Consider the following 17,067-nt stretch of genomic DNA (forward strand, 5'->3'; position numbering starts at 1 on the left):
GCGGTACGGTCGTTGCCCACCAAGCCGAACACGTCGTGGGGAGCAGTTGTGATGACTGGTCGGGTCTCCTTCGTGGGCGCCGGTCCCGGTGCCGCCGATCTCATCACCCTCCGGGGCGCCAAGCGCATAGCCGAGGCGGACGTGGTGGTGTGGGCCCCGAGCGTCGTGGAGGCCGAGTGCGTGCGCGAGCACGCCCGGCCCGACGCCGAGCTGGTCGACTTCTCCCGCGTGTCCGAGGCCGAGGTGGTCGACGTCTACCGGCGCGCGTCGGCGAGCAAGCTCAAGGTGGTGCGGCTGCACGCGGGCGACCCGGCGCTGTGGGGCGGGCTGCGCGAGCAGTACGAGATCTGCCAGAAGCTGGGGCTGGAGCTGGAGGTCGTGCCCGGCGTGTCGGCCGTGTCGGCGGCGGGCGCGGCGGTGGGGCGTGAGCTGACCGCCTCCGACGTGGCGCAGTCGCTGGTCCTGGCCGGGCCGGAGGGCGCCGAGCACCTCAAGGACTTCGCCGCGCACGGCACGACGCTGGCGATCTCGGCGTCCGGCGCGCGCACGGCCCGGATCGTGGAGCAGTTGCGCGAGGGCGGCTACGCCGACGACACGCCGGTCGTGGTGGCCTACAAGGTGTCCCTGCCCGACGAGACGGTCACGCGGACCACGTTGGGCGAGCTGGAAGCGTGCGTCAAGGAGCACAAGCTCTACCGCACCACGCTGTTCCTGGTCGGCGACGTGCTCAAGGCCCCGGCCCGGCGGTCCGCGGACGAGCCGGTGCGGCGGTCCCGGGCGGCGAAGTGGGGCAAGCGGCGGGAGTCGCCGTCCGCGACGGCGTGGTCGATGGTGCACGACTGGCAGGAGACCGCGCGGGCGGCCCGGGTCAAGCCCAAGCAGGTGACCGCCGAGCCGGCCCCGGAGCCGGAGCCCGTGCCGATGCTGGCGCTGGTGCCCGAACCCGTCGAGGCGCAGGAAGTGGTCGAGGAAGCGCCCAAGCCCAAGACCGCCGTCGCCGCGGCGAAGAAGAAGCCGACGACCGTCCAGGCGAGCACGACTCCGCGCCCGCGCAAGCCGGCCGCGCCGCGTGCCGCCAAGAAGACCAAGCGCGCCAACTGACATGGATGTTGCCGCACTGCACGCGTTCCTCACCGCGACCGGCCGGTCGTGGGACTCGGTGACCGTCGTCGACGCGGCGGCCGTGGGCCTCCGGCACGCGCTCAACGTGTGCCGCGCCCGGTCCGCCGTCGTCGTCGCCGGTGCCGATCCCGCCGAACTGGCCGCCGGGTTGGCCGGGTGGCGGCGGGCGCTGACCGTGTCCGACGGCGGAGAACTGTCCACTCTGGACCCGGCGGACGCGGTGGTGCGGCGTTGGGGTGCACCGGACTTCCTGCTGTGCCTGGCGGAAAGCGCTTTCTTTCCAGCTGAGGGCGGCTGGGCGCTGCCGGACGACGACTTCGCGCACCGGGAAGGCATGGTCGCCACCGCCGAGGTGCGCGCTCTGGCCCTGTCCCGCCTCGCGCCGCGCCCCGGCGTGCTGGTGTGGGACGTCGGCGCGGGACCCGGCGCGGTCGGTGTCGAGTGCGCCCGGCTCGGGGCGGCCGTGATCGCCGTCGAGCAGGACCCCGTGCAGTGCGTGCGGATCATCGCCAACGCCTCCGCGCACGGCGTGGACGTGCGGGTCGTCGAGTCGCCGCTGGCCGAGGCCGCCGACCTGCCCCGGCCGGACGCGGTGTTCGTCGGCGGTGGCGGCGCGGACGTGGTGCGGCAGTGCGCCCGGGTCGGCGCGGGCCGGGTCGTCGTGGCGACGGGCGACCTGGACCGGGTGCTGCCCGCGCGGGACGCGTTGGCGCAGGCCGGGTACGAGGTCGAGGGCAGCCAGCTGTCGGCGGCGCGGCTGACCGGCGGGACGCTGCTCGCGGCGAACCCGGTGACCGTGCTGTGGGGGACGAGGAAGTCGTGATCGGGGTCTTCGCGACCGGCGAGTCGGCGCGGCGGGCGGCGGTCGAGCTGGCCAAGCGGCTGGGGCCGGACGCCGTCGTCCCGGACGGTCCCGTGCGGCCGGCGCTGCGGCGGTTGTGGCCGCGCCTGGGTTCGGCGGTGTTCTTCCTGGGCACGGAGGCCACCGTGCGGCTGGTGGCGCCGCTGGTGCGGGACGAGCGTTCCGACCCCGGTGTGGTGTGCGTGGACGGCGGGTTCACCGTGGCGCTGCTGGGCGGCGCCGACGCGCTGGCCGTGCAGGTCGCGGAGCTGGTGGACAACACCCCGGTCGTCACCTCCACCGACGTGTCGCCGCTGGACGAGCTGGTCGAGCTGCTGGACGTGGCCGTCGAGGGCGACCTGGCCGCGTGCGGCGAGGCGGTGCGCGCCGGCGAGGAGGTCCTGCTGGCCAACCCGCTGGGCTTCCCCCTGCCCGCGCTGCCGGACAACGTCGTGGTGCTCGACGCGAGGGTTCCGCACGAGTCGGCGTGGACGGTCCTGATCGACGACCGCATCCCACCCGGCCGACCGCGCGACAACGTGGTGCGGCTGGTGCCGCGCACGCTGGTGGTCGGCATCGGGTCCAGCAGCGGGGTGTCCGCGCAGGCGGTGTCGGCGGTGCTGGGCGAACTGGAGACCCGCGGCCTGGACCTGCGAGCCGTGCGCGCCTTCGCCACCGTGGACCGCAAGGAGTCCGAGCAGGGGATCGCCGACGCGTTGGAGGACTGGGGCTTCTGGCACTCCGGCGTCGCTCCGCTGCTGGTGTACCCGGCTGAGGAGCTGGCCGTGGTGCCGGTGCCCAATCCCGCGGAGTTGGCCATCGGCATCCCGTCCGTGGCCGAGGCGGCGGCACTGCGCGGCGCGATGGAGCTGTCCGCCGGTGGTCGGGTCGAGATGGCCGTGGAGAAGGTCAAGGGCGCGGCGGCGACCGTGGCGGCGGCCCGGATGCTGCCGCGCGGTCGGCTGGCGCTGGTGGGCTTGGGTCCCGGCGAGGCGGACGAGCGCACGCCCCGGGCCGAGGCGGAGTTGCGGCGCGCTTCGGTGGTCGTGGGTTCCGAGGAGTGCGTGGCACAGGTCCGGCACCTGCTGCGCCCCGGGACCCGGGTGGTGGCCGATGGTGCCGTGGCCCTGGCGGAAGCCGGCGCGGCCGTGGCTTACGTCGATCGCGGTGTCGGACCGGAGGTGCCGGGTCCGGTGCGGGCGGAGGTCGTGCGGGTCGCCGGCGTCAGCGGTGCCCCAACACGTTGACCACCAGCCCGGCCGGGTCCTTGACGAAGAACCGCCGCACACCCCAGTCCTCGTCCTGGAGCGGGTGGAGGATGTCGGCCCCGGCGTCGACCATCGCGGCGTAGACGGCGTCGACGTCGTCCACCTCGATGCTCAGGTCGGGGGTGACGGGCGCGGTGAGGTCGTCGGTCATCACGCTGAGCTGGGCGGAGGGGTGGGCGGGGGAGGCGAGGGTGGTGATCCAGCCGTGGTCCATCACCGGGTGGAGGCCGAGGCGGGCGTAGAAGTCGCGGGCGGCGGGGATGTCGGCGGAGTGGACGTTCGGCACGACCCGACGAACTCCCACGGCACCCTCCACAAGCTCGCGATCCTCTGACCGACCTGGCCTGGCACAACGGCTTCGCCCGGCGGCCTCCGGCCCCCGCTTCCATTGTCCCACGGGGGTACGACATTCGGCCCGATGCGCCCCCTGGGGCTCATTGTCCCGCAGAGGTACGACATCCGCGCCAAGCCGTACGCCCCGCGCTCGCCACCCACCTACCGTCCCTGCCACCGGCACCGCTGCTCGCGCCTGCCGCCGACGCTGCCGCTGCTGCCGCTGCCGCTGCCGCTGCCGCTGCCGCTGCTGCCGTTGCTGCTGCCGCTGCTGCTGCTGCCGCTGCTGCTGCTGCTGCCGCTGCTGCTGCCGTTGCTGCCGCTGCCGCCGCCGACGCCGACGCTGCCGCTGCTGCCGTTGCTGCTGCTGCCGTTGCTGCTGCTGCCGCTGCTGCCGCTGCCGCCGCCGCTGGCGCCGCCGACGCCGCTGCTGCCGCCGACACCGCCGCTGCCGCCGCCGACACCGCCGCTGCCGCCGCTGCCGCTGCCGCCGCCGACGCCGACGCTGCCGCCGACACCGCTGCGGCCGGCACCTGCTGCGGCCGGCACCCGTTGCCGGCGGCACCCGTTGCCGGCGGCACCCGTACGGGCCGCCGCTCCGGGTGGTCGCTTGTGCCTGCCGCTGCCCCCCGCACGAGCCGGCCGTCCCGGGGTCGTCAAGTGTGAAGCCGGATTTGCCGCTTGTCGGTGCCGCCGTTTTCCGCCTAGCTGGAAGTCCGCCGCCGTGTCGAATCCCTGCCGGAAGGACAGAGCGTCATGGCGAAAACCCTGCATCGCCTGATCACCGCTCTCGCCGCAGCAATCGCCGCGGTCGGGTTGCTCACCGTCGCCCCCGCGCAAGCGGACACCGTCGAGCCGTTCATCGTCGGTGGTACGAGGGCGTCCATCAGCCAGTACCCCTGGGCCGTCTACCTCGCCACCTCCAGCGGTGGGCAGTTCTGCGGTGGCACGCTCGTCTCCGCGACCAAGGTCGTCACCGCCGCGCACTGCACCAGCGGGCGGACCCCGTCGAGCACCAAGGTCGTCTGGGGGCGTGAGGACAAGCAGAGCACGGCCGGCATCGTCGCCAACGTCACCAAGATCTGGATCCACCCGAACTACCGCTCCGCCACCTCGGGCTACGACGTCTCCGTCTTGACCCTGGACCGCTCCATCTCCTCCGCCTACCTCCCCCTCGCCACCCCGTCCGACACCGCCCTCTACGCGGCCGGCACGAACGCGACCATCCTCGGCTGGGGCACCACCTCCTCCGGCGGCTCGGCGTCGCGCTACCTGCTGAAGGCCACCGTCCCGGTCACGTCCGACTCCACCTGCAAGACCGCCTACTCCAACTACAGCAACACCTCGATGGTGTGCGCGGGCTACCCGAACGGTGGCGTGGACACCTGCCAGGGCGACTCCGGTGGCCCGCTGGTCGCCGGCGGCAAGCTCATCGGCGCGACCTCGTGGGGTCGTGGCTGCGCGCTCGCCGGGTACCCGGGCGTCTACGCCCGCATCGCCGCCTACTACAGCGTGCTCACCCAGCAGATCAACTCCTGACGCGGTGCCGTGCCCACGTCCGGGTGAGTTGCCGGGCGTGGGCACGGGCCCCGTGGTCCGATCGACCCCATGCGACGACTGCTCATCACCGCACTCCTGCTCATGGGCACCGCCACCACCGCCCACGCCGACCCCGGCCTCTACTCGTGCGGCACCTCGGTCAACGGCAGCACCGGCAACGGCTGGTGCTCCGGCACCGGCACCTTCCGCGTGGTCGTGGCCTGCGAGAACGGCACCTTCGCGCGCAGCCCGTGGGTCACCATCCAGACCGGCCAGGGCATGATCGGCACCTCCTGCACCAGCGCCGATGCCGTGGGCGCCGAAATCGACACCAAGTAGCGCTTCCCACACTCTGATGAGCCTGGTTGGACATGACCGGTCGGGTGTGGATGCTTCTACCCATGCACGGTGAACAGCACTACCTTGTGGGCCTCGACCTCGCGGGCAGGAGGGTCGTCGTCGTGGGTGGCGGCACGGTCGCCCAGCGGCGCCTCCCGCGCCTGGTCGCCGCCGGTGCCCGGGTCGAGGTCGTCTCGCCCGAGGTCACGCCCGCGGTCCAGGGGATCGTGGACGCCGGGGACGCGGTGTGGCACCGCCGCCGCTACGCGACCGGGGACCTCGACGGCGCCTGGTACGTGCTGGCCTGCACGTCCGACCCCCAGGTCAACGCCCAGGTCACCGCCGACGCGACCGAGCAGCGCGTGTTCTGCGTCCGCGCCGACGTGGCCGTGCAGGGCACCGCCGTGACGCCCGCGGTCGGTGAGCACGACGGGCTGCTGCTCGGCGTCCTCGCGGGCGGCCAGCACCGGCGGTCGGCGGCGGTGCGGGACGGGCTGCTCGCGGCGCTGCGGGACGGGTCGCTGCACGACCAGCACGAGCAGCTCGCCGGGGTGGCGCTGGTGGGCGGCGGTCCCGGCGACCCGGACCTGATCACCGTGCGCGGGCGGCGGCTGCTGGCCCGCGCGGACGTCGTCGTGGCCGACCGGCTGGCTCCGCAGGAGCTGCTGGACGAGCTGCCCCAGCACGTCGAGGTCGTCGACGCGGCCAAGATCCCCTACGGGCGGGCGGCGTCGCAGGAGTTCATCAACACCACGCTGGTGGACAACGCCAAGGCCGGGAAGTTCGTCGTGCGGCTCAAGGGCGGCGACCCGTACGTGTTCGGGCGCGGCTTCGAGGAGCTGATCGCGTGCGCCGAGGCGGGTGTCCCGGTGACCGTCGTACCCGGTGTGACCAGCGCGTTCGGCGTGCCGGCGCTGGCCGACGTGCCGGTGACGCACCGGGGTGTGGCGCACGAGGTGGTCGTGGTGTCCGGGCACGTGGCCCCCGACGACGAGCGGTCCCTGGTCGACTGGGACGCCCTGGCGCGGCTGCGTGGCACGGTCGTGATCCTGATGGGCGTGGAGCGGGCCGGCGCGTTCGCCGAGGCGTTGCGCGCCGGCCGTCCCGGTGACACCCCGGTGGCGGTCGTGCAGGAGGGCAGCACCCGCGCCCAACGGGTCGTGCGGTCCACTTTGGACACCCTGGCCGCCGACGTCGTCGAGCACGCGATCCGCCCGCCCGCGATCATCGTTGTGGGACCGGTTGCCGGACTGGCGCAGGAGCTGCCGTTCCGGTCTTCCTGAACGCCCACGCCACGCCCAGCACGACGGCGGCGAGCACGGCCAGCAGCGAGGCCAGCGTGGTGGGTCCCGGGTGCACCAGGGGCTCACCGCGCAGGGCCTGCCACGTCAGCGCGCCGAACACCCCGGCGTAACCGAGCGCCGCGACCACCACCAGCCGCAGGCGGGTGCGTTCGGCCAGACCCAGCGCGGCCAGTCCGAGGCCCAGCAGGATCAGCACCTGCAAGCCGTGCATGCCGAAGAAGTGCGGGATGCGCAGGTCGCCGCCGGTCGTGCTCCACGTGGTCACCGGCATGCCCGGTCCGCCGTCCGGCACCCCCACCGCGTGCCCGCCGTGCAGCTTGATGTCGTGACCGGTCGCGTCGGTGACCACGGACCGCTTGCTCTTGCCCTGGAAGACCATCAGGTAGCCCGACGCCATGCCCAGGATCGCGAGGTAGAGGCCGGATCGGATGGCCCAGGTGGTCGGGCGGTCGCCGAGCTTCTGCACGGACAGGAAGATCGCCAGGACGATGTTGGCCAGGAACATCAACGGGATCGACGTCCCGAACATGAACTGCACGACCTGGTTGACCGGGTCGCCCTTGACCGAGTTGAAGTGGCTGAACGTGCCGCGCGCGGCCTGGATCCCGACCAGTGCCACGTCCGCGAACAGGATCACCGTGATGAACGTGGCCAGCCCCGACGTCCACCGCTTCCCCTTGTGCGGCAGGGAGAGCATCCACGACAGGGTGGCCGCGTAGATCGTCAGGGAGAGGCCGAACTTGAACGGCTTGAGCCACAGCGGCTCGCCGTTGAGCACCCGGTCGTCGAACACCAGACCGGCCAAGGGGATCAGGGTCAGCACGGCCATCGCGACGGCGACCCACAGGGAGGGGCGGTGCCAGGACTTGGTCATGCCGTAGAGCCTGCTCGGCGGTAGCGTGTGGCTCACTGGTGTCGGCAGGCCGGTCCTGGGTGGGGCTGTCCCCCGCCTCGAGGGAGGGTTGGCCTGGTGGCGGTGCTGATCTCGTTGGCCGGTGTCGGCCTGGCCCGGGTGCGGTTCGCGTACTCGCCCCTGTTCGAGACGGTCATGGCGGTGGACGGGCTGCGCGTGCCCGGAGCGCACGCCGTGCACCTGCCGTGGGTGTCGTGGGCGCGTGAGCGGGTGGCGGAGATCCCGGACCTGGACGTGGTGCTGGACCTGATGGCGGGTCGCGTGAAGCCCGCGGTGCTGATGCCCGTGCCGGACGTGCGGATGCCGGACCTGGAGACCGAGCTGGCCGGCGTGCCGACGCGGGTGGCGGACGTCGTGCGGACGTGCCACGAGGTGCTGGTGGCGCCGTTCTGGAAGCGGATCACGGCGGTGCTGGAGGCGGACATCGCGCACCGGGCCGCGGTCCTGGCCGACCGGGGCGCGGAGGCGGTGTTCGGCGACCTGCACCCGGAGGTGAGCTGGTCGGACGGCGAGCTGGTGCTGTACGCGGACGTGCGCGCCGACCAGCCGCACCGCGTGGACCTGTCCGAGGCGGGGCTGGTGCTGTCGCCGAGCGCGTTCTGCTGGCCCAGGGCGTGGGCGGCGGTCGACCCGGTCGGGCCGGGCGTGGTGCGCTACCCGGCGCGCGGTCTCGGGACGCTGTGGGAGGACCCGGCGCCCGCGGCCTCCGACGAGCTGGCGGCGCTGATCGGGCGGACGCGGGCGGCGCTGCTGGGCCTGCTGTCGACCCCGCTGTCGACCGCGGAACTGGCGACCCGGCTGGGCGTGACGGCGGGGGCGGTGTCGCAGCACGTGGGCGTCCTGCGCGCGGCCCGCCTGGTGACCAGCCGCCGAGAGGGCCGCATGGTCCTGCACATGCGCACCGCTCGGGCCGACGCGCTGATGGAGTGAGCCGCCGCGCCCACCGGGTGAGCCACCGCGCTCAGCGGGCGAGCCGCAGCCTCAGCTCCTTCGGCGGCACGGTGTGGCCGTGTTCGCAGACCGGCACCAACGACACCCGGCCGCCGCACTCGGCGTGCTCGGGCTCGACCGGGGGCCCGCCGTCGGCCAGGTGGCGGTCGCCCCAGGCCATCAGGGACAGCAGCACCGGCCACAGGTCGCGGCCGGCCGGGGTCAGGTCGTACTCGTAGCGGACGCGGCTGCCGAAGTCCTGGTAGGGCTTGCGTTCCAGCAGGCCGGCCTCGACCAGGCCGTGCAGGCGGTTGGTCAGCACGTTGCGCGCGATGGCCAGGTGCTGCTGGAGCGCGTCGAACCGGCGCACCCCGTTGAACACGTCCCGCACGATCTGGAGCGACCAGCGCTCGCCCAGCACCCCCAGTGCCCGCGCGATCGAGCACCGGTCGTTGTCGATGACCACTCCCTGCACGCCCTCCACGGTACTCCCTGGGTTGCCGATCGGGACCCAGCCGCGCTAAGTTGCCGAACGAAACTCAGCCTGCCTGGGAGGCAACAGCATGCGTGACGACCACCCGACCGTGCGTGAGGTCCGCGCCCACCCGCCGGCCGCTCCGCAGACCCGCGTGTCGGCGGCGTGGCTGCGCGAGGTGGCCTTCCGGGCGGGCGCGGACGACGTCGGTTTCGTCCCCGTCGACACCCCCGGCCTGGAGGTGGACCTGGAGCACGCCCGCACCGCGCTGCCCCGCGCCCGCACCTACGTGGCCTTCTGCGTCCGGATGAACCGCGACAACGTCCGCAGCCCGCTGCGCAGCGTGGCGAACACCGAGTTCCACCAGGCCCTGGACGGTGCCGAGGAGGTCGGCCACCGCCTGGCCCTGGCCCTCCAGGACGCGGGTCACCGGGTCGTGCACCCGGCGTCGGCGTTCCCGCAGGAGATGGACGACTTCCCGGGGCGGGGCTGGGTGGTGTCGCACAAGCTGGTGGCGCAGGCGGCGGGCCTGGGGCGGATCGGCATCCACCGGAACGTGATCCACCCCCGGTTCGGCAACTTCATCCTGCTGGGCACGGTCGTCGCCGACTTCGAGGTGGACGAGCCGACCGGTCCGACGGACTTCAACCCGTGCCTGGAGTGCAAGCTGTGCGTGGCGGCGTGCCCGGTCGGCGCGATCGGCAAGGAGGGGAGCTTTGACTTCGTCGCCTGCTACACCCACAACTACCGCGAGTTCATGAGCGGCTTCACCGACTGGGTCGAGACGGTGGTCGAGAGCACCGACCGGGAGGACTACCGCAAGCGCGTGACCAAGGGCGAGTCGGCGTCGATGTGGCAGAGCCTGGCGTTCAAGCCGAACTACAAGGCGGCGTACTGCATGGCGGCCTGTCCGGCGGGGTCGGACGTGATCGGGCCGTTCCTGGCCGACCGCAAGGGGTTCCTGGCCGACGTGGTGAAGCCGTTGCAGGACAAGGAGGAGCCGGTCTACGTGGTGCCGGGGTCGGCGGCGGAGGACCACGTGCGCAAGCGGTTCCCGCACAAGGAGGTCCGGCAGGTCTCCAACGGGCTCTGACCGGGGTGGGGAAAGCGAAGTGGCCGCCCGCATCCACTGCGGACGGCCACTTCGGTGTTCTGGAACTACGAGTGCTGGGCGCTGCGCCGCGGGCGGAAGCCCCGCTCGCCGCGGTCGCGGTCGGGACGGCCGCCGCGGAAGCCGGAGCCGCCGCCGTTGCCGCCACGCCGGGGTGCACCGCCGCGCCGGGCGCGGACGGGGACCTCGGGCTCGGTCACCGGGATGCCGCTGGGCACGCGGGCGCCGGTGATGCGCACCAGCTCCTCGTCACCCGGGCGGACCTTGGAGGTCGCCGGGCGGATGCCGGCGCGGGCGGTGAGGCCCTGGACGGCGCGCTTCTGGTCGTGGGTGACCAGGGTGACCACGGTGCCCGACTGGCCCGCCCGTGCCGTGCGGCCGGCGCGGTGCAGGTAGTCCTTCGGGTCGGCCGGCGGGTCGACGTGCACGACCAGCGAGACGTCGTCCACGTGGATGCCCCGCGCCGCCACGTCGGTCGCGATCAGGACCGGCGTGGTGCCCTCGCGGAACTGACCCAGCACGCGGGTCCGGGCGCTCTGCGCCTTGCCGCCGTGCAGGGCACCCGCCTGGACGCCGACCGACCGCAGCTTCTTGGCCAGCCGGTCCACGTGGTGCTTGGTGCGCACGAACATGATCGTCCGGCCCTCGCGGGCCGCGACCTCGGTCACCACGTTCTGCTTGTCCTCGGCGGAGACGAACAGCAGGTGGTGCTCCATCGTGGTCACGCTGCCGGTCGGCGGCGCGACCGAGTGGACCACCGGGTCGTGCAGGTACTGGCGGACCAGCTTGTCGACGTCGCCGTCCAGCGTCGCCGAGAACAGCAGGCGCTGCCCGTCCTGCGGGGTCAGGTCCAGGATCGCCCGGACCTGGGGCATGAAGCCCATGTCGGCCATCTGGTCGGCCTCGTCCAGGGCGGTGAACCGCACCTCGGACAGGTCGGCCGTGCCCTGGCGGACGTGGTCGGACAGCCGGCCCGGCGTCGCGATCAGCAGGTCGACCCCGCGCCGCAGCGCGTCGATCTGCCGCGGGAACGAGGTGCCGCCGACGACCGTCCGGCACCACAGGCCCAGGGCCCGTGCGAACGGCGACAGCGCCTCCTCGACCTGCATGGCCAGCTCACGCGTGGGCACGAGCACCAGCGCGCGCGGCTTCAACGGCTTGGCCCGGCCGCCCGCGAGGCGGGACAGCAGCGCCAGGCCGAACGCCAGCGTCTTGCCGGAGCCGGTCTGGCCCCGGCCGAGGATGTCGCGCCCGGCCAGCGAGTCGGGCAGGGTGGCCGCCTGGATCGGGAACGGCTCGGTGATGCCGGCCTGGGCGAGCGCCTTGAGCAGCTCGTCGGCGAGGCCGAGTTCGGCGAACGAGGGCAGCGGACCTTCGGGCACGGTGCTCTCGACGTGGTCCGGAACGGTCGTCTCCAGCACGGGCTGGGGACGGCGGTTGCCCTGGCCTGACGGGCGCCGCGTACGCGGTTTGCGGGTCTGCGGGCGCTCGGAACGGCCGTGGGACAGTGGTGGCAAAACAAACCTCCGGGACATGGCACGTCTCGGGGATCTGCCTGTGGTGCCGCAAATCGCAAGGACGGGCCCGGCGCGGTCGAGCGCCGATCGTGGTTGGGGAGCACCGCGCTTGGAGGGGCCGCTGATCCGCGCCACCGGTCGGTGCACCACTCAGTCTAGCCGATCAACGGCGTGCGGATGGCAACTCGGCGGTGTTCCTGCGCACACGAGTCGCGAACCGGGCGATTCCGTGCACCGTTCCGACGGCGATCGGGAACCACATCAGTGCACGTGGGGACGTGTTTGGGCGGATTCCCCCGGCACGGAGCCGACGAAGTGCCCACAACGTGAAAGGCGCGACGACGGTGGGCGCGGTGAGCACGCCGGGCGTGTATCCGCGGAAGATCGCGCTCGTCGCGAGGTGGGTCACCGAATGCAGGCCGAATCCGGTGAGGACGGTCTGGAAGAACTTCGACCGCCCGCCCGTGCGGGCTCCCGCCGCGGCGGCCGCGGTGAAAACACCACCCATCAGGCCGATCGCGATCGCCGATTGCGCCGGAGTCGTTGGCAAGACCCGATTTTTGCGGGTCCAGCGGGACATGGTCGCCAGCTCTTCGAGGTCGTGGACGACCCATGCGGCGAGCAACCCCCAGGTGACCTTCTTGCTGACCATGCCACTTACGTTACAAGATGTAACGTATGTCGGGTAGACCGCGCAGCACCGAGATCGACCGCGCCCTCACCGCCGCCACCCTCGACCTGCTCGCCGAGGTCGGGTACGACGCGCTGACCCTCGACGCCGTGGCGTCCCGCGCCGGCGTGAGCAGACCCGCGCTGTACCGGCGGTGGCCCACCAAGCTGCACCTCGTCGCGCACGCCGCGCTGGCGGGCGTGCCGATGTCCGACCCGGACACCGGTGACGCGCGCGAGGACCTGCTGGCGCTGGCGAACGCCCTGGTGGACGGCCTGTCGTGGGTGGCGCTGGCGGTGCACGCCGAGGCCCGGCGGGTGCCGGGGCTGGTGGACGGGTTCCTCGCCGGACGGCACGCGATGGTGGCCGAGGTGGTGCGGCGGGGCGTGGCGCGCGGGCAGCTCCGGGCCGACGTCGACCCGGAGCTGGTGCGCGACCTGCTGTTCGGCCCGCTGGTCTACCACTGGCTGGCCACCGACCGCCGCCGCCCGGCGGAGGAGGTGTTCGCCCTGGTCTGGCCGGTGGTGGCGGCTTAGACCAGACCGGCCAGGTCCAGCAGGGCCGTGGTCAGTTCGAGCGGGTCGGCCAACTCGACCGGCAACCCGCGCTGGCTGAACCAGCCCACGACGTTGCGCACGTCCCGCTCCAGGAACTCGGGTCCGCGCGGGTTCGCCGCCAGGTCCACCACCTGCGGCAGGTCGATCACGACCAGCCGCCCGTCGTGCACCATCAGGTTGTAGGCCGACAGGTCGCCGTGCGCGTAGCCCGCCGACGCGAGCATGCCCAGGGCGTCCACGAGCTGCCGCCACAGGTCCAGCAGCTCGTCGGGCTCCGGCCGCAGCTGGGCGAGCCGGGGCGCGGCGGTGCCGTCCGTGCCGACGAACTCCAGCAGCAGTTCCGTGCCGGCCCGCTGCACCGGGTACGGCACGGGCGCGCCCTGCTGCCACAGCGCGCTGAGCGCCGCGAACTCCGCGACCGCCCACTGCTCGGCGATCAGGTTGCGCCCGAACGCGGTGCGGTTGGCGATGGCCCGGGTCTCGCGGGACTTCTTCATGCGGCGACCTTCGAGGTAGCCCGCGTCCCGGTGGAACATGCGGTGGTCGTTGCTGCGGTACCGCTTGGCGGCCAGCAGGCACGACCGGTCGGTGCCGGGCACGGCCCGTTCCAGCAGGAAGACGTCCGCTTCCTTGCCGGTCTTGAGGATGCCCAGCTCGCGGTCCACCGCGGACAGCTCGGTGACCAGCCACTCCGGCCACGGCTTCGGGCCGTGGTCGGCGCCGTCCCAGGTGGTCCAGCGGTCGCCGTCCTCGGGGACGTCGGCGGCCTCCGCGTCCTCGCGCTGCTGCGCCAGGTGGTCGCGGGCCTCCTCGGTGAGCCGGCCGCGGCGGGTCGGCTCCACGTCGTCCTCGGTCCGGCGGCGCTTGGCCCGCCAGTTCAGGTCGTCGGCGTGGTCGAAGGAGTCTTCGAAGTCGTTCGAATCGTCGTCTGCGTACAGGTCGAACTTGTGCTTGCGCACTGGGGTGGTCTCCCGAAGATGAGGAGGTGGTCGCCCCAGCCGGCGCGGTGTGGTCGGCGCGCTAGGCCTGCGGGGCGAGTGGACGGGTCGGTGCCACGTCCCGGACAGCGATAGCCATCTGGCACCTCCTCGGGTCCACCGGGTCACCCGGCGTCTGCGCGTTCGCGGTGAAGGGTGCCGTGCCCCCGACGCACGGCGCAAGCGAATTAACGATCGACGCGGTAGCTGGTGCGTTGGCCCAGCCAGGCGGCCCCGAGCTCGCCGATGACCTTGGAGTCGTGGCGCAGCACGCGTTCGTCGTCCCACTGGGTCGCGCTCGGCGCGGCGGCGAGCATGGTGCGGCGGGCGGTCCGGCTGAACTCGACCAGGGCGTCGACCGCCTCTTGGAGCTGGTCGAGCGGCAACGGGGTCGGGGCGCCGGTCGGCAGGGCCAGCGGCTCGCCGGCGAGGGCGGCGGAGGTGCCGAGGTCGCGCGCGAGCTGGTGCTCCACGGACTCGGCGTTGACCTGCAGCTTGCGGTAGCGGGGGTCGGCGGTGGCCAGGCGCAGGCCGAGCAGGCGCGCTTGGACCAGGCCGCACCACACGCGTTTGAGCGTCTCCGGGGCGTCCATGGCGTCGGTCCGCAGGTCTTCGACGACGCCACGCAGGCCCCTGGGTGTCACCGTGTCGTCGTCTTCGCCAGGTGTGTCGGGACTCACGCGCCTATTGAATCAGCCGTGTCACCCCAGGTGACAGCTCGCTGCGTTGAGTCACGCTTTTGGCCGCTCACCGGTGTGCGAACGACCGTCGGTAGTCCTTGGGCGCGACGCCCACGACCGAGTTGAAGTGGTGGCGCAGCAGGGCCGCGGTGCCGAAACCGCATTGGTGCGCGATGGCTTCCACGCCGAGGTTCGTCTCCTCCAGCAGCTGGCGGGCGCGCAGGACGCGTTGGGTGGTGAGCCAGCGGTGCGGGGTGGTGCCGGTCTCGGCGGAGAACCGGCGCGCGAACGTCCGCTCGGACATGCGGGCGTGCCGGGCGAGGCTGCCCACGGTGTGCTCGGTGTCGAGGTTCTCCATCATCCAGGCGAGGGTGGGCTGGAGGCTGTCCGCCTCGGGCGCGGAGGGCTGGACGATGAACTGCCGCTGACCGCCTTCCCGCTGCGGGGCCACGACCATCCGGCGCGCGATGGCGTTGGCGGCGGTGGCCCCGAGTTCACGCCGGGCCACGTGCAGGCAGGCGTCGATGCCGGCGGCCGTGCCCGCGCTGGTGATGACGTCGCCGTCGTCGACGAACAGCACGTCCGGGTCCACCTGCGCTTCGGGGAACCGCTCGGCCAACTCGTCCACGTACCGCCAGTGCGTGGTGCACGGCCGCCCGTCGAGCCGCCCCGCCGCACCGAGCACGAACGCGCCGCTGCACACGGAGAGGACGGTCTTGGCGTTCGCGACGGCGTCGAGCAGGGCCGCCGGGTAGCCGTCGCGGACCTGGCAGGCGGCCACCGCGACCAGGTCGGCGGACTCGAGGGCGTCGAACCCGTGGTCGGCGATGAGCGAGGCCCCGACGCTGGTCCGAACCGGTTTCCCGGGGTGCTCGCCGCACACCTTGAAGTCGATCGGCGGCACGCCCTCGTCGGTGCGGTCGATCCCGAAGACCTCGCAGATGACGCCGAACTCGAACGGCGTGACCCCGTCGATGACGGGGACGGCGACGGATCTCAGCATGGTGGAGAGCGTAGCTGGCGGGATTTTGACGTACAACGGCATACCTGCCAATGGTGGCAGGTTCTTGGCGGTCGCATAGTTAGTGCCATGACCGCACTGCTGATCGTCCTGACCGTCCTGGCCCTGGTCGTCTACGGCCTGGAGCGCAACCACCACCGCGGGCGCAACTACGGCTCCCACCTCGCCGGCAGCTACGACGTCGAAGACCGCGACCTGATCCGCGTGGAAACAGAGCTGCACGCGGCAGCCGACCACCAGCCCGCTCGGCCGGCCCCCCGGCACGCCCGCTTCACGCCTCGCTCGGTGTGACCGCCTTTTTGTCGGTGGTCGCTGGGACAATGGAAGCGGGGGCCGGAGGCCGGCCCCAGGCCGCGCGAACGCGGGCCCGGCGGGCGCGAGAGGCACCACTGCTCAACCGGCGAGGGCGACACCGCTGCTCGGCCGGCGGGTGACACCGCTGCTCGGCCGGCGGGGCTAGACCACCAGCTCGAAGGCGCGCTCGCCCACCGGTTCCAGGCGCAGGCCGGCCGCCGCCGCGATCTTCACGAGGTTCCGCGCCTGGGGTGTTGCCCGAGACCGCACGATCGCCCGCGCCAGCAACCCCTTGTGCGCCTTGTTGAAGTGGCTCACCGCCTGCCGCCGCCCCGACCCGTCCTCGGTCACCACCTTCACCGTGATGGCGTGCGGGATCTTCGCCAACGACGAGTACGGGGCCGACCGCAGGTCGATGACCTCCCGCTCAGCCAGCGCCGGCGTCAGCACGGGCCGCCACAAGCCACCCAGCGGACCGACGGCGGGCACGACCGAACCGCCCGACAACCGGTAGGCCGGGATCGGATCGCCCCCCAACACCACGCCGAACAGCGCAGACGCCACCCCCAGCCGCTCCGCCGCCCGCCCGCGCTCGACCCGGGTCAACGACGGGACGTCGAGGGCGTCGTAGAGCACCCCGGTGTACCGGGACAGGGCCGGCATCGTCGGGGACGTCCGCAACTCCGCGTTGCGCGCCACCTCGCCCGCCTGCCGCTCGGACAACCCGAGCACCGCCAGACTCGCCGGCACGTCACCCGCGAGGTCCACCAGGGCGTCCACCAGCTTCGCCCGGACGGGGTTCAGCTCGGGCAGCGACAGCGTGTCCAGCGACAGCGGCGGGCCGTCGCCACCGGACGCCTTGGTCTCCGACGGGGGCAGCAGTACCAGCACGGACGGGCAGCCTAGTCCGCTCGCGCCCCCACGCTCCGCCGGCGACCACCTGCCCCGCCGCGCCCACGCTCCGCCGCCGCACCCGCCTGCCGCCGCACCCGCCTGCCGCCGCACCCGCCGCCGCGCGACCACCTGCCGCTGCCCGCGCCCCGCCCCGCGCCCGCCGCCGCGCCGGCCGTGCCGCCGCGCCGGTCGTGCCGTCGCGCCCCCACCTACCCCCGCCCGCGCTTCGCCGCCGCGCCCGACCTGCCGCCGCCGCGCCCGACTACCGCCGTCGAGCCGTCG

General features: G+C 73.2%; 20 protein-coding genes. 10 read left to right on the plus strand and 10 right to left on the minus strand.

The window, feature by feature from the left end; translation table 11 throughout:
• Positions 1 to 51: 51 nt before the first annotated feature.
• The 3 genes from DFJ66_RS31650 to DFJ66_RS31660 are packed head-to-tail and all read left to right on the plus strand — an operon-like array spanning position 52 to position 3,210.
• The gene (locus DFJ66_RS31650) at positions 52 to 1,101 is read left to right on the plus strand and encodes a cobalt-precorrin-4/precorrin-4 C(11)-methyltransferase (protein WP_121226611.1); all 1,050 of its coding nucleotides are present in this window, start codon (positions 52 to 54) and stop codon (positions 1,099 to 1,101) included.
• Between the two features lies 1 nt (position 1,102).
• Positions 1,103 to 1,945: a bifunctional cobalt-precorrin-7 (C(5))-methyltransferase/cobalt-precorrin-6B (C(15))-methyltransferase gene (locus DFJ66_RS31655; RefSeq protein ID WP_121226613.1), complete on the plus strand. Its 843-nt coding sequence runs from the start codon at positions 1,103 to 1,105 to the stop codon at positions 1,943 to 1,945.
• A complete protein-coding gene (locus DFJ66_RS31660; RefSeq protein ID WP_121232026.1) occupies positions 1,942 to 3,210 on the plus strand; it encodes a cobalamin biosynthesis protein in 1,269 nt (422 codons plus the stop codon). Before DFJ66_RS31655 ends, DFJ66_RS31660 begins: the two co-directional genes overlap by 4 nt.
• Here the strand turns inward: DFJ66_RS31660 and DFJ66_RS31665 are convergent.
• Together DFJ66_RS31665 and DFJ66_RS31670 are read right to left on the minus strand one after the other, a co-directional pair.
• Positions 3,188 to 3,535 (minus strand): VOC family protein, encoded by a 348-nt coding sequence (locus tag DFJ66_RS31665; protein WP_121232028.1) that lies wholly within the window; start codon positions 3,533 to 3,535, stop codon positions 3,188 to 3,190. The genes DFJ66_RS31660 and DFJ66_RS31665 overlap by 23 nt on opposite strands.
• A 191-nt stretch (positions 3,536 to 3,726) precedes the next feature.
• Positions 3,727 to 4,113 (minus strand): hypothetical protein, encoded by a 387-nt coding sequence (locus DFJ66_RS31670; protein ID WP_121226615.1) that lies wholly within the window; start codon positions 4,111 to 4,113, stop codon positions 3,727 to 3,729.
• 207 nt (positions 4,114 to 4,320) lie between these two features.
• Here DFJ66_RS31670 and DFJ66_RS31675 point away from each other — a divergent pair, with 207 nt between their 5' ends.
• From DFJ66_RS31675 to cobA, 3 genes are all read left to right on the plus strand, one after another.
• On the plus strand, positions 4,321 to 5,103 hold the full coding sequence (locus DFJ66_RS31675) for a S1 family peptidase (RefSeq protein WP_121226617.1): 783 nt from the start codon (positions 4,321 to 4,323) through the stop codon (positions 5,101 to 5,103).
• Positions 5,104 to 5,172: 69 nt separating this feature from the next.
• On the plus strand, positions 5,173 to 5,442 hold the full coding sequence (locus DFJ66_RS31680) for a hypothetical protein (protein WP_121226619.1): 270 nt from the start codon (positions 5,173 to 5,175) through the stop codon (positions 5,440 to 5,442).
• Positions 5,443 to 5,504: 62 nt separating this feature from the next.
• Positions 5,505 to 6,725 (plus strand): uroporphyrinogen-III C-methyltransferase, encoded by a 1,221-nt coding sequence (gene cobA, locus DFJ66_RS31685; protein WP_121226621.1) that lies wholly within the window; start codon positions 5,505 to 5,507, stop codon positions 6,723 to 6,725.
• Here the strand turns inward: cobA and DFJ66_RS31690 are convergent.
• Positions 6,667 to 7,620 (minus strand): hypothetical protein, encoded by a 954-nt coding sequence (locus DFJ66_RS31690; RefSeq protein WP_211351387.1) that lies wholly within the window; start codon positions 7,618 to 7,620, stop codon positions 6,667 to 6,669. The two genes, cobA and DFJ66_RS31690, sit on opposite strands and share 59 nt — an antisense overlap.
• A 96-nt stretch (positions 7,621 to 7,716) precedes the next feature.
• Here DFJ66_RS31690 and DFJ66_RS31695 point away from each other — a divergent pair, with 96 nt between their 5' ends.
• On the plus strand, positions 7,717 to 8,589 hold the full coding sequence (locus DFJ66_RS31695) for an ArsR/SmtB family transcription factor (protein ID WP_246029978.1): 873 nt from the start codon (positions 7,717 to 7,719) through the stop codon (positions 8,587 to 8,589).
• A gap of 31 nt (positions 8,590 to 8,620) precedes the next feature.
• Here the strand turns inward: DFJ66_RS31695 and DFJ66_RS31700 are convergent, their stop codons facing one another.
• Positions 8,621 to 9,064: a winged helix-turn-helix transcriptional regulator gene (locus DFJ66_RS31700; RefSeq protein WP_121232032.1), complete on the minus strand. Its 444-nt coding sequence runs from the start codon at positions 9,062 to 9,064 to the stop codon at positions 8,621 to 8,623.
• 88 nt (positions 9,065 to 9,152) lie between these two features.
• Between DFJ66_RS31700 and DFJ66_RS31705 the strand changes: the two genes are divergently transcribed.
• Positions 9,153 to 10,157, plus strand: a complete 1,005-nt coding sequence (locus DFJ66_RS31705; RefSeq protein WP_121226623.1) for a (4Fe-4S)-binding protein — start codon at positions 9,153 to 9,155, stop codon at positions 10,155 to 10,157.
• A 65-nt stretch (positions 10,158 to 10,222) separates the two neighbouring features.
• Here DFJ66_RS31705 and DFJ66_RS31710 read toward each other — a convergent pair whose 3' ends face one another.
• Positions 10,223 to 11,710, minus strand: a complete 1,488-nt coding sequence (locus DFJ66_RS31710; protein ID WP_397556349.1) for a DEAD/DEAH box helicase — start codon at positions 11,708 to 11,710, stop codon at positions 10,223 to 10,225.
• A gap of 145 nt (positions 11,711 to 11,855) precedes the next feature.
• Entirely contained in the window at positions 11,856 to 12,344 is a 489-nt protein-coding gene (locus tag DFJ66_RS31715) for an HXXEE domain-containing protein (RefSeq protein WP_121226627.1), read from the minus strand.
• Positions 12,345 to 12,370: 26 nt separating this feature from the next.
• On the opposite strand from DFJ66_RS31715, the gene DFJ66_RS31720 reads away from it, so the two are divergent.
• Positions 12,371 to 12,898, plus strand: a complete 528-nt coding sequence (locus tag DFJ66_RS31720) for a TetR/AcrR family transcriptional regulator (RefSeq protein ID WP_121226629.1) — start codon at positions 12,371 to 12,373, stop codon at positions 12,896 to 12,898.
• Here DFJ66_RS31720 and DFJ66_RS31725 read toward each other — a convergent pair.
• The 3 genes from DFJ66_RS31725 to DFJ66_RS31735 form a co-directional block, all read right to left on the minus strand.
• A complete protein-coding gene (locus DFJ66_RS31725) occupies positions 12,895 to 13,878 on the minus strand; it encodes a serine protein kinase RIO (RefSeq protein ID WP_121226631.1) in 984 nt (327 codons plus the stop codon). The two genes, DFJ66_RS31720 and DFJ66_RS31725, sit on opposite strands and share 4 nt — an antisense overlap.
• Positions 13,879 to 14,084: 206 nt before the next feature.
• Positions 14,085 to 14,540 (minus strand): hypothetical protein, encoded by a 456-nt coding sequence (locus DFJ66_RS31730; protein ID WP_121226633.1) that lies wholly within the window; start codon positions 14,538 to 14,540, stop codon positions 14,085 to 14,087.
• Between the two features lie 103 nt (positions 14,541 to 14,643).
• Positions 14,644 to 15,579: a GlxA family transcriptional regulator gene (locus tag DFJ66_RS31735; protein ID WP_121226635.1), complete on the minus strand. Its 936-nt coding sequence runs from the start codon at positions 15,577 to 15,579 to the stop codon at positions 14,644 to 14,646.
• A gap of 87 nt (positions 15,580 to 15,666) precedes the next feature.
• On the opposite strand from DFJ66_RS31735, the gene DFJ66_RS31740 reads away from it, so the two are divergent.
• Positions 15,667 to 15,888, plus strand: a complete 222-nt coding sequence (locus DFJ66_RS31740; RefSeq protein ID WP_121226637.1) for a hypothetical protein — start codon at positions 15,667 to 15,669, stop codon at positions 15,886 to 15,888.
• 165 nt (positions 15,889 to 16,053) lie between these two features.
• Here the strand turns inward: DFJ66_RS31740 and yaaA are convergent, their stop codons facing one another.
• On the minus strand, positions 16,054 to 16,782 hold the full coding sequence (gene yaaA / locus DFJ66_RS31745; RefSeq protein WP_121226639.1) for a peroxide stress protein YaaA: 729 nt from the start codon (positions 16,780 to 16,782) through the stop codon (positions 16,054 to 16,056).
• Positions 16,783 to 17,067 lie beyond the last annotated feature (285 nt).

Source organism: Saccharothrix variisporea (assembly GCF_003634995.1).
GTDB classification, from domain to species: Bacteria; Actinomycetota; Actinomycetes; order Mycobacteriales; family Pseudonocardiaceae; genus Actinosynnema; species Actinosynnema variisporeum.

Bases quoted from the DNA above. Each gene is read 5' to 3' on its own strand.
- DFJ66_RS31655 (WP_121226613.1), top strand. From the start codon at position 1,103: ATGGATGTTGCCGCACTGCACGCGTTCCTCACCGCGACCGGCCGGTCG.
- DFJ66_RS31720 (WP_121226629.1), top strand. From the start codon at position 12,371: ATGTCGGGTAGACCGCGCAGCACCGAGATCGACCGCGCCCTCACCGCC.
- DFJ66_RS31735 (WP_121226635.1), bottom strand. From the start codon at position 15,579: ATGCTGAGATCCGTCGCCGTCCCCGTCATCGACGGGGTCACGCCGTTC.
- DFJ66_RS31715 (WP_121226627.1), bottom strand. From the start codon at position 12,344: ATGGTCAGCAAGAAGGTCACCTGGGGGTTGCTCGCCGCATGGGTCGTC.
- DFJ66_RS31650 (WP_121226611.1), top strand. From the start codon at position 52: ATGACTGGTCGGGTCTCCTTCGTGGGCGCCGGTCCCGGTGCCGCCGAT.
- DFJ66_RS31710 (WP_397556349.1), bottom strand. From the start codon at position 11,710: ATGTCCCGGAGGTTTGTTTTGCCACCACTGTCCCACGGCCGTTCCGAG.
- DFJ66_RS31740 (WP_121226637.1), top strand. From the start codon at position 15,667: ATGACCGCACTGCTGATCGTCCTGACCGTCCTGGCCCTGGTCGTCTAC.
- DFJ66_RS31675 (WP_121226617.1), top strand. From the start codon at position 4,321: ATGGCGAAAACCCTGCATCGCCTGATCACCGCTCTCGCCGCAGCAATC.
- DFJ66_RS31690 (WP_211351387.1), bottom strand. From the start codon at position 7,620: ATGACCAAGTCCTGGCACCGCCCCTCCCTGTGGGTCGCCGTCGCGATG.
- DFJ66_RS31680 (WP_121226619.1), top strand. From the start codon at position 5,173: ATGCGACGACTGCTCATCACCGCACTCCTGCTCATGGGCACCGCCACC.
- DFJ66_RS31705 (WP_121226623.1), top strand. From the start codon at position 9,153: ATGCGTGACGACCACCCGACCGTGCGTGAGGTCCGCGCCCACCCGCCG.
- cobA (WP_121226621.1), top strand. From the start codon at position 5,505: ATGCACGGTGAACAGCACTACCTTGTGGGCCTCGACCTCGCGGGCAGG.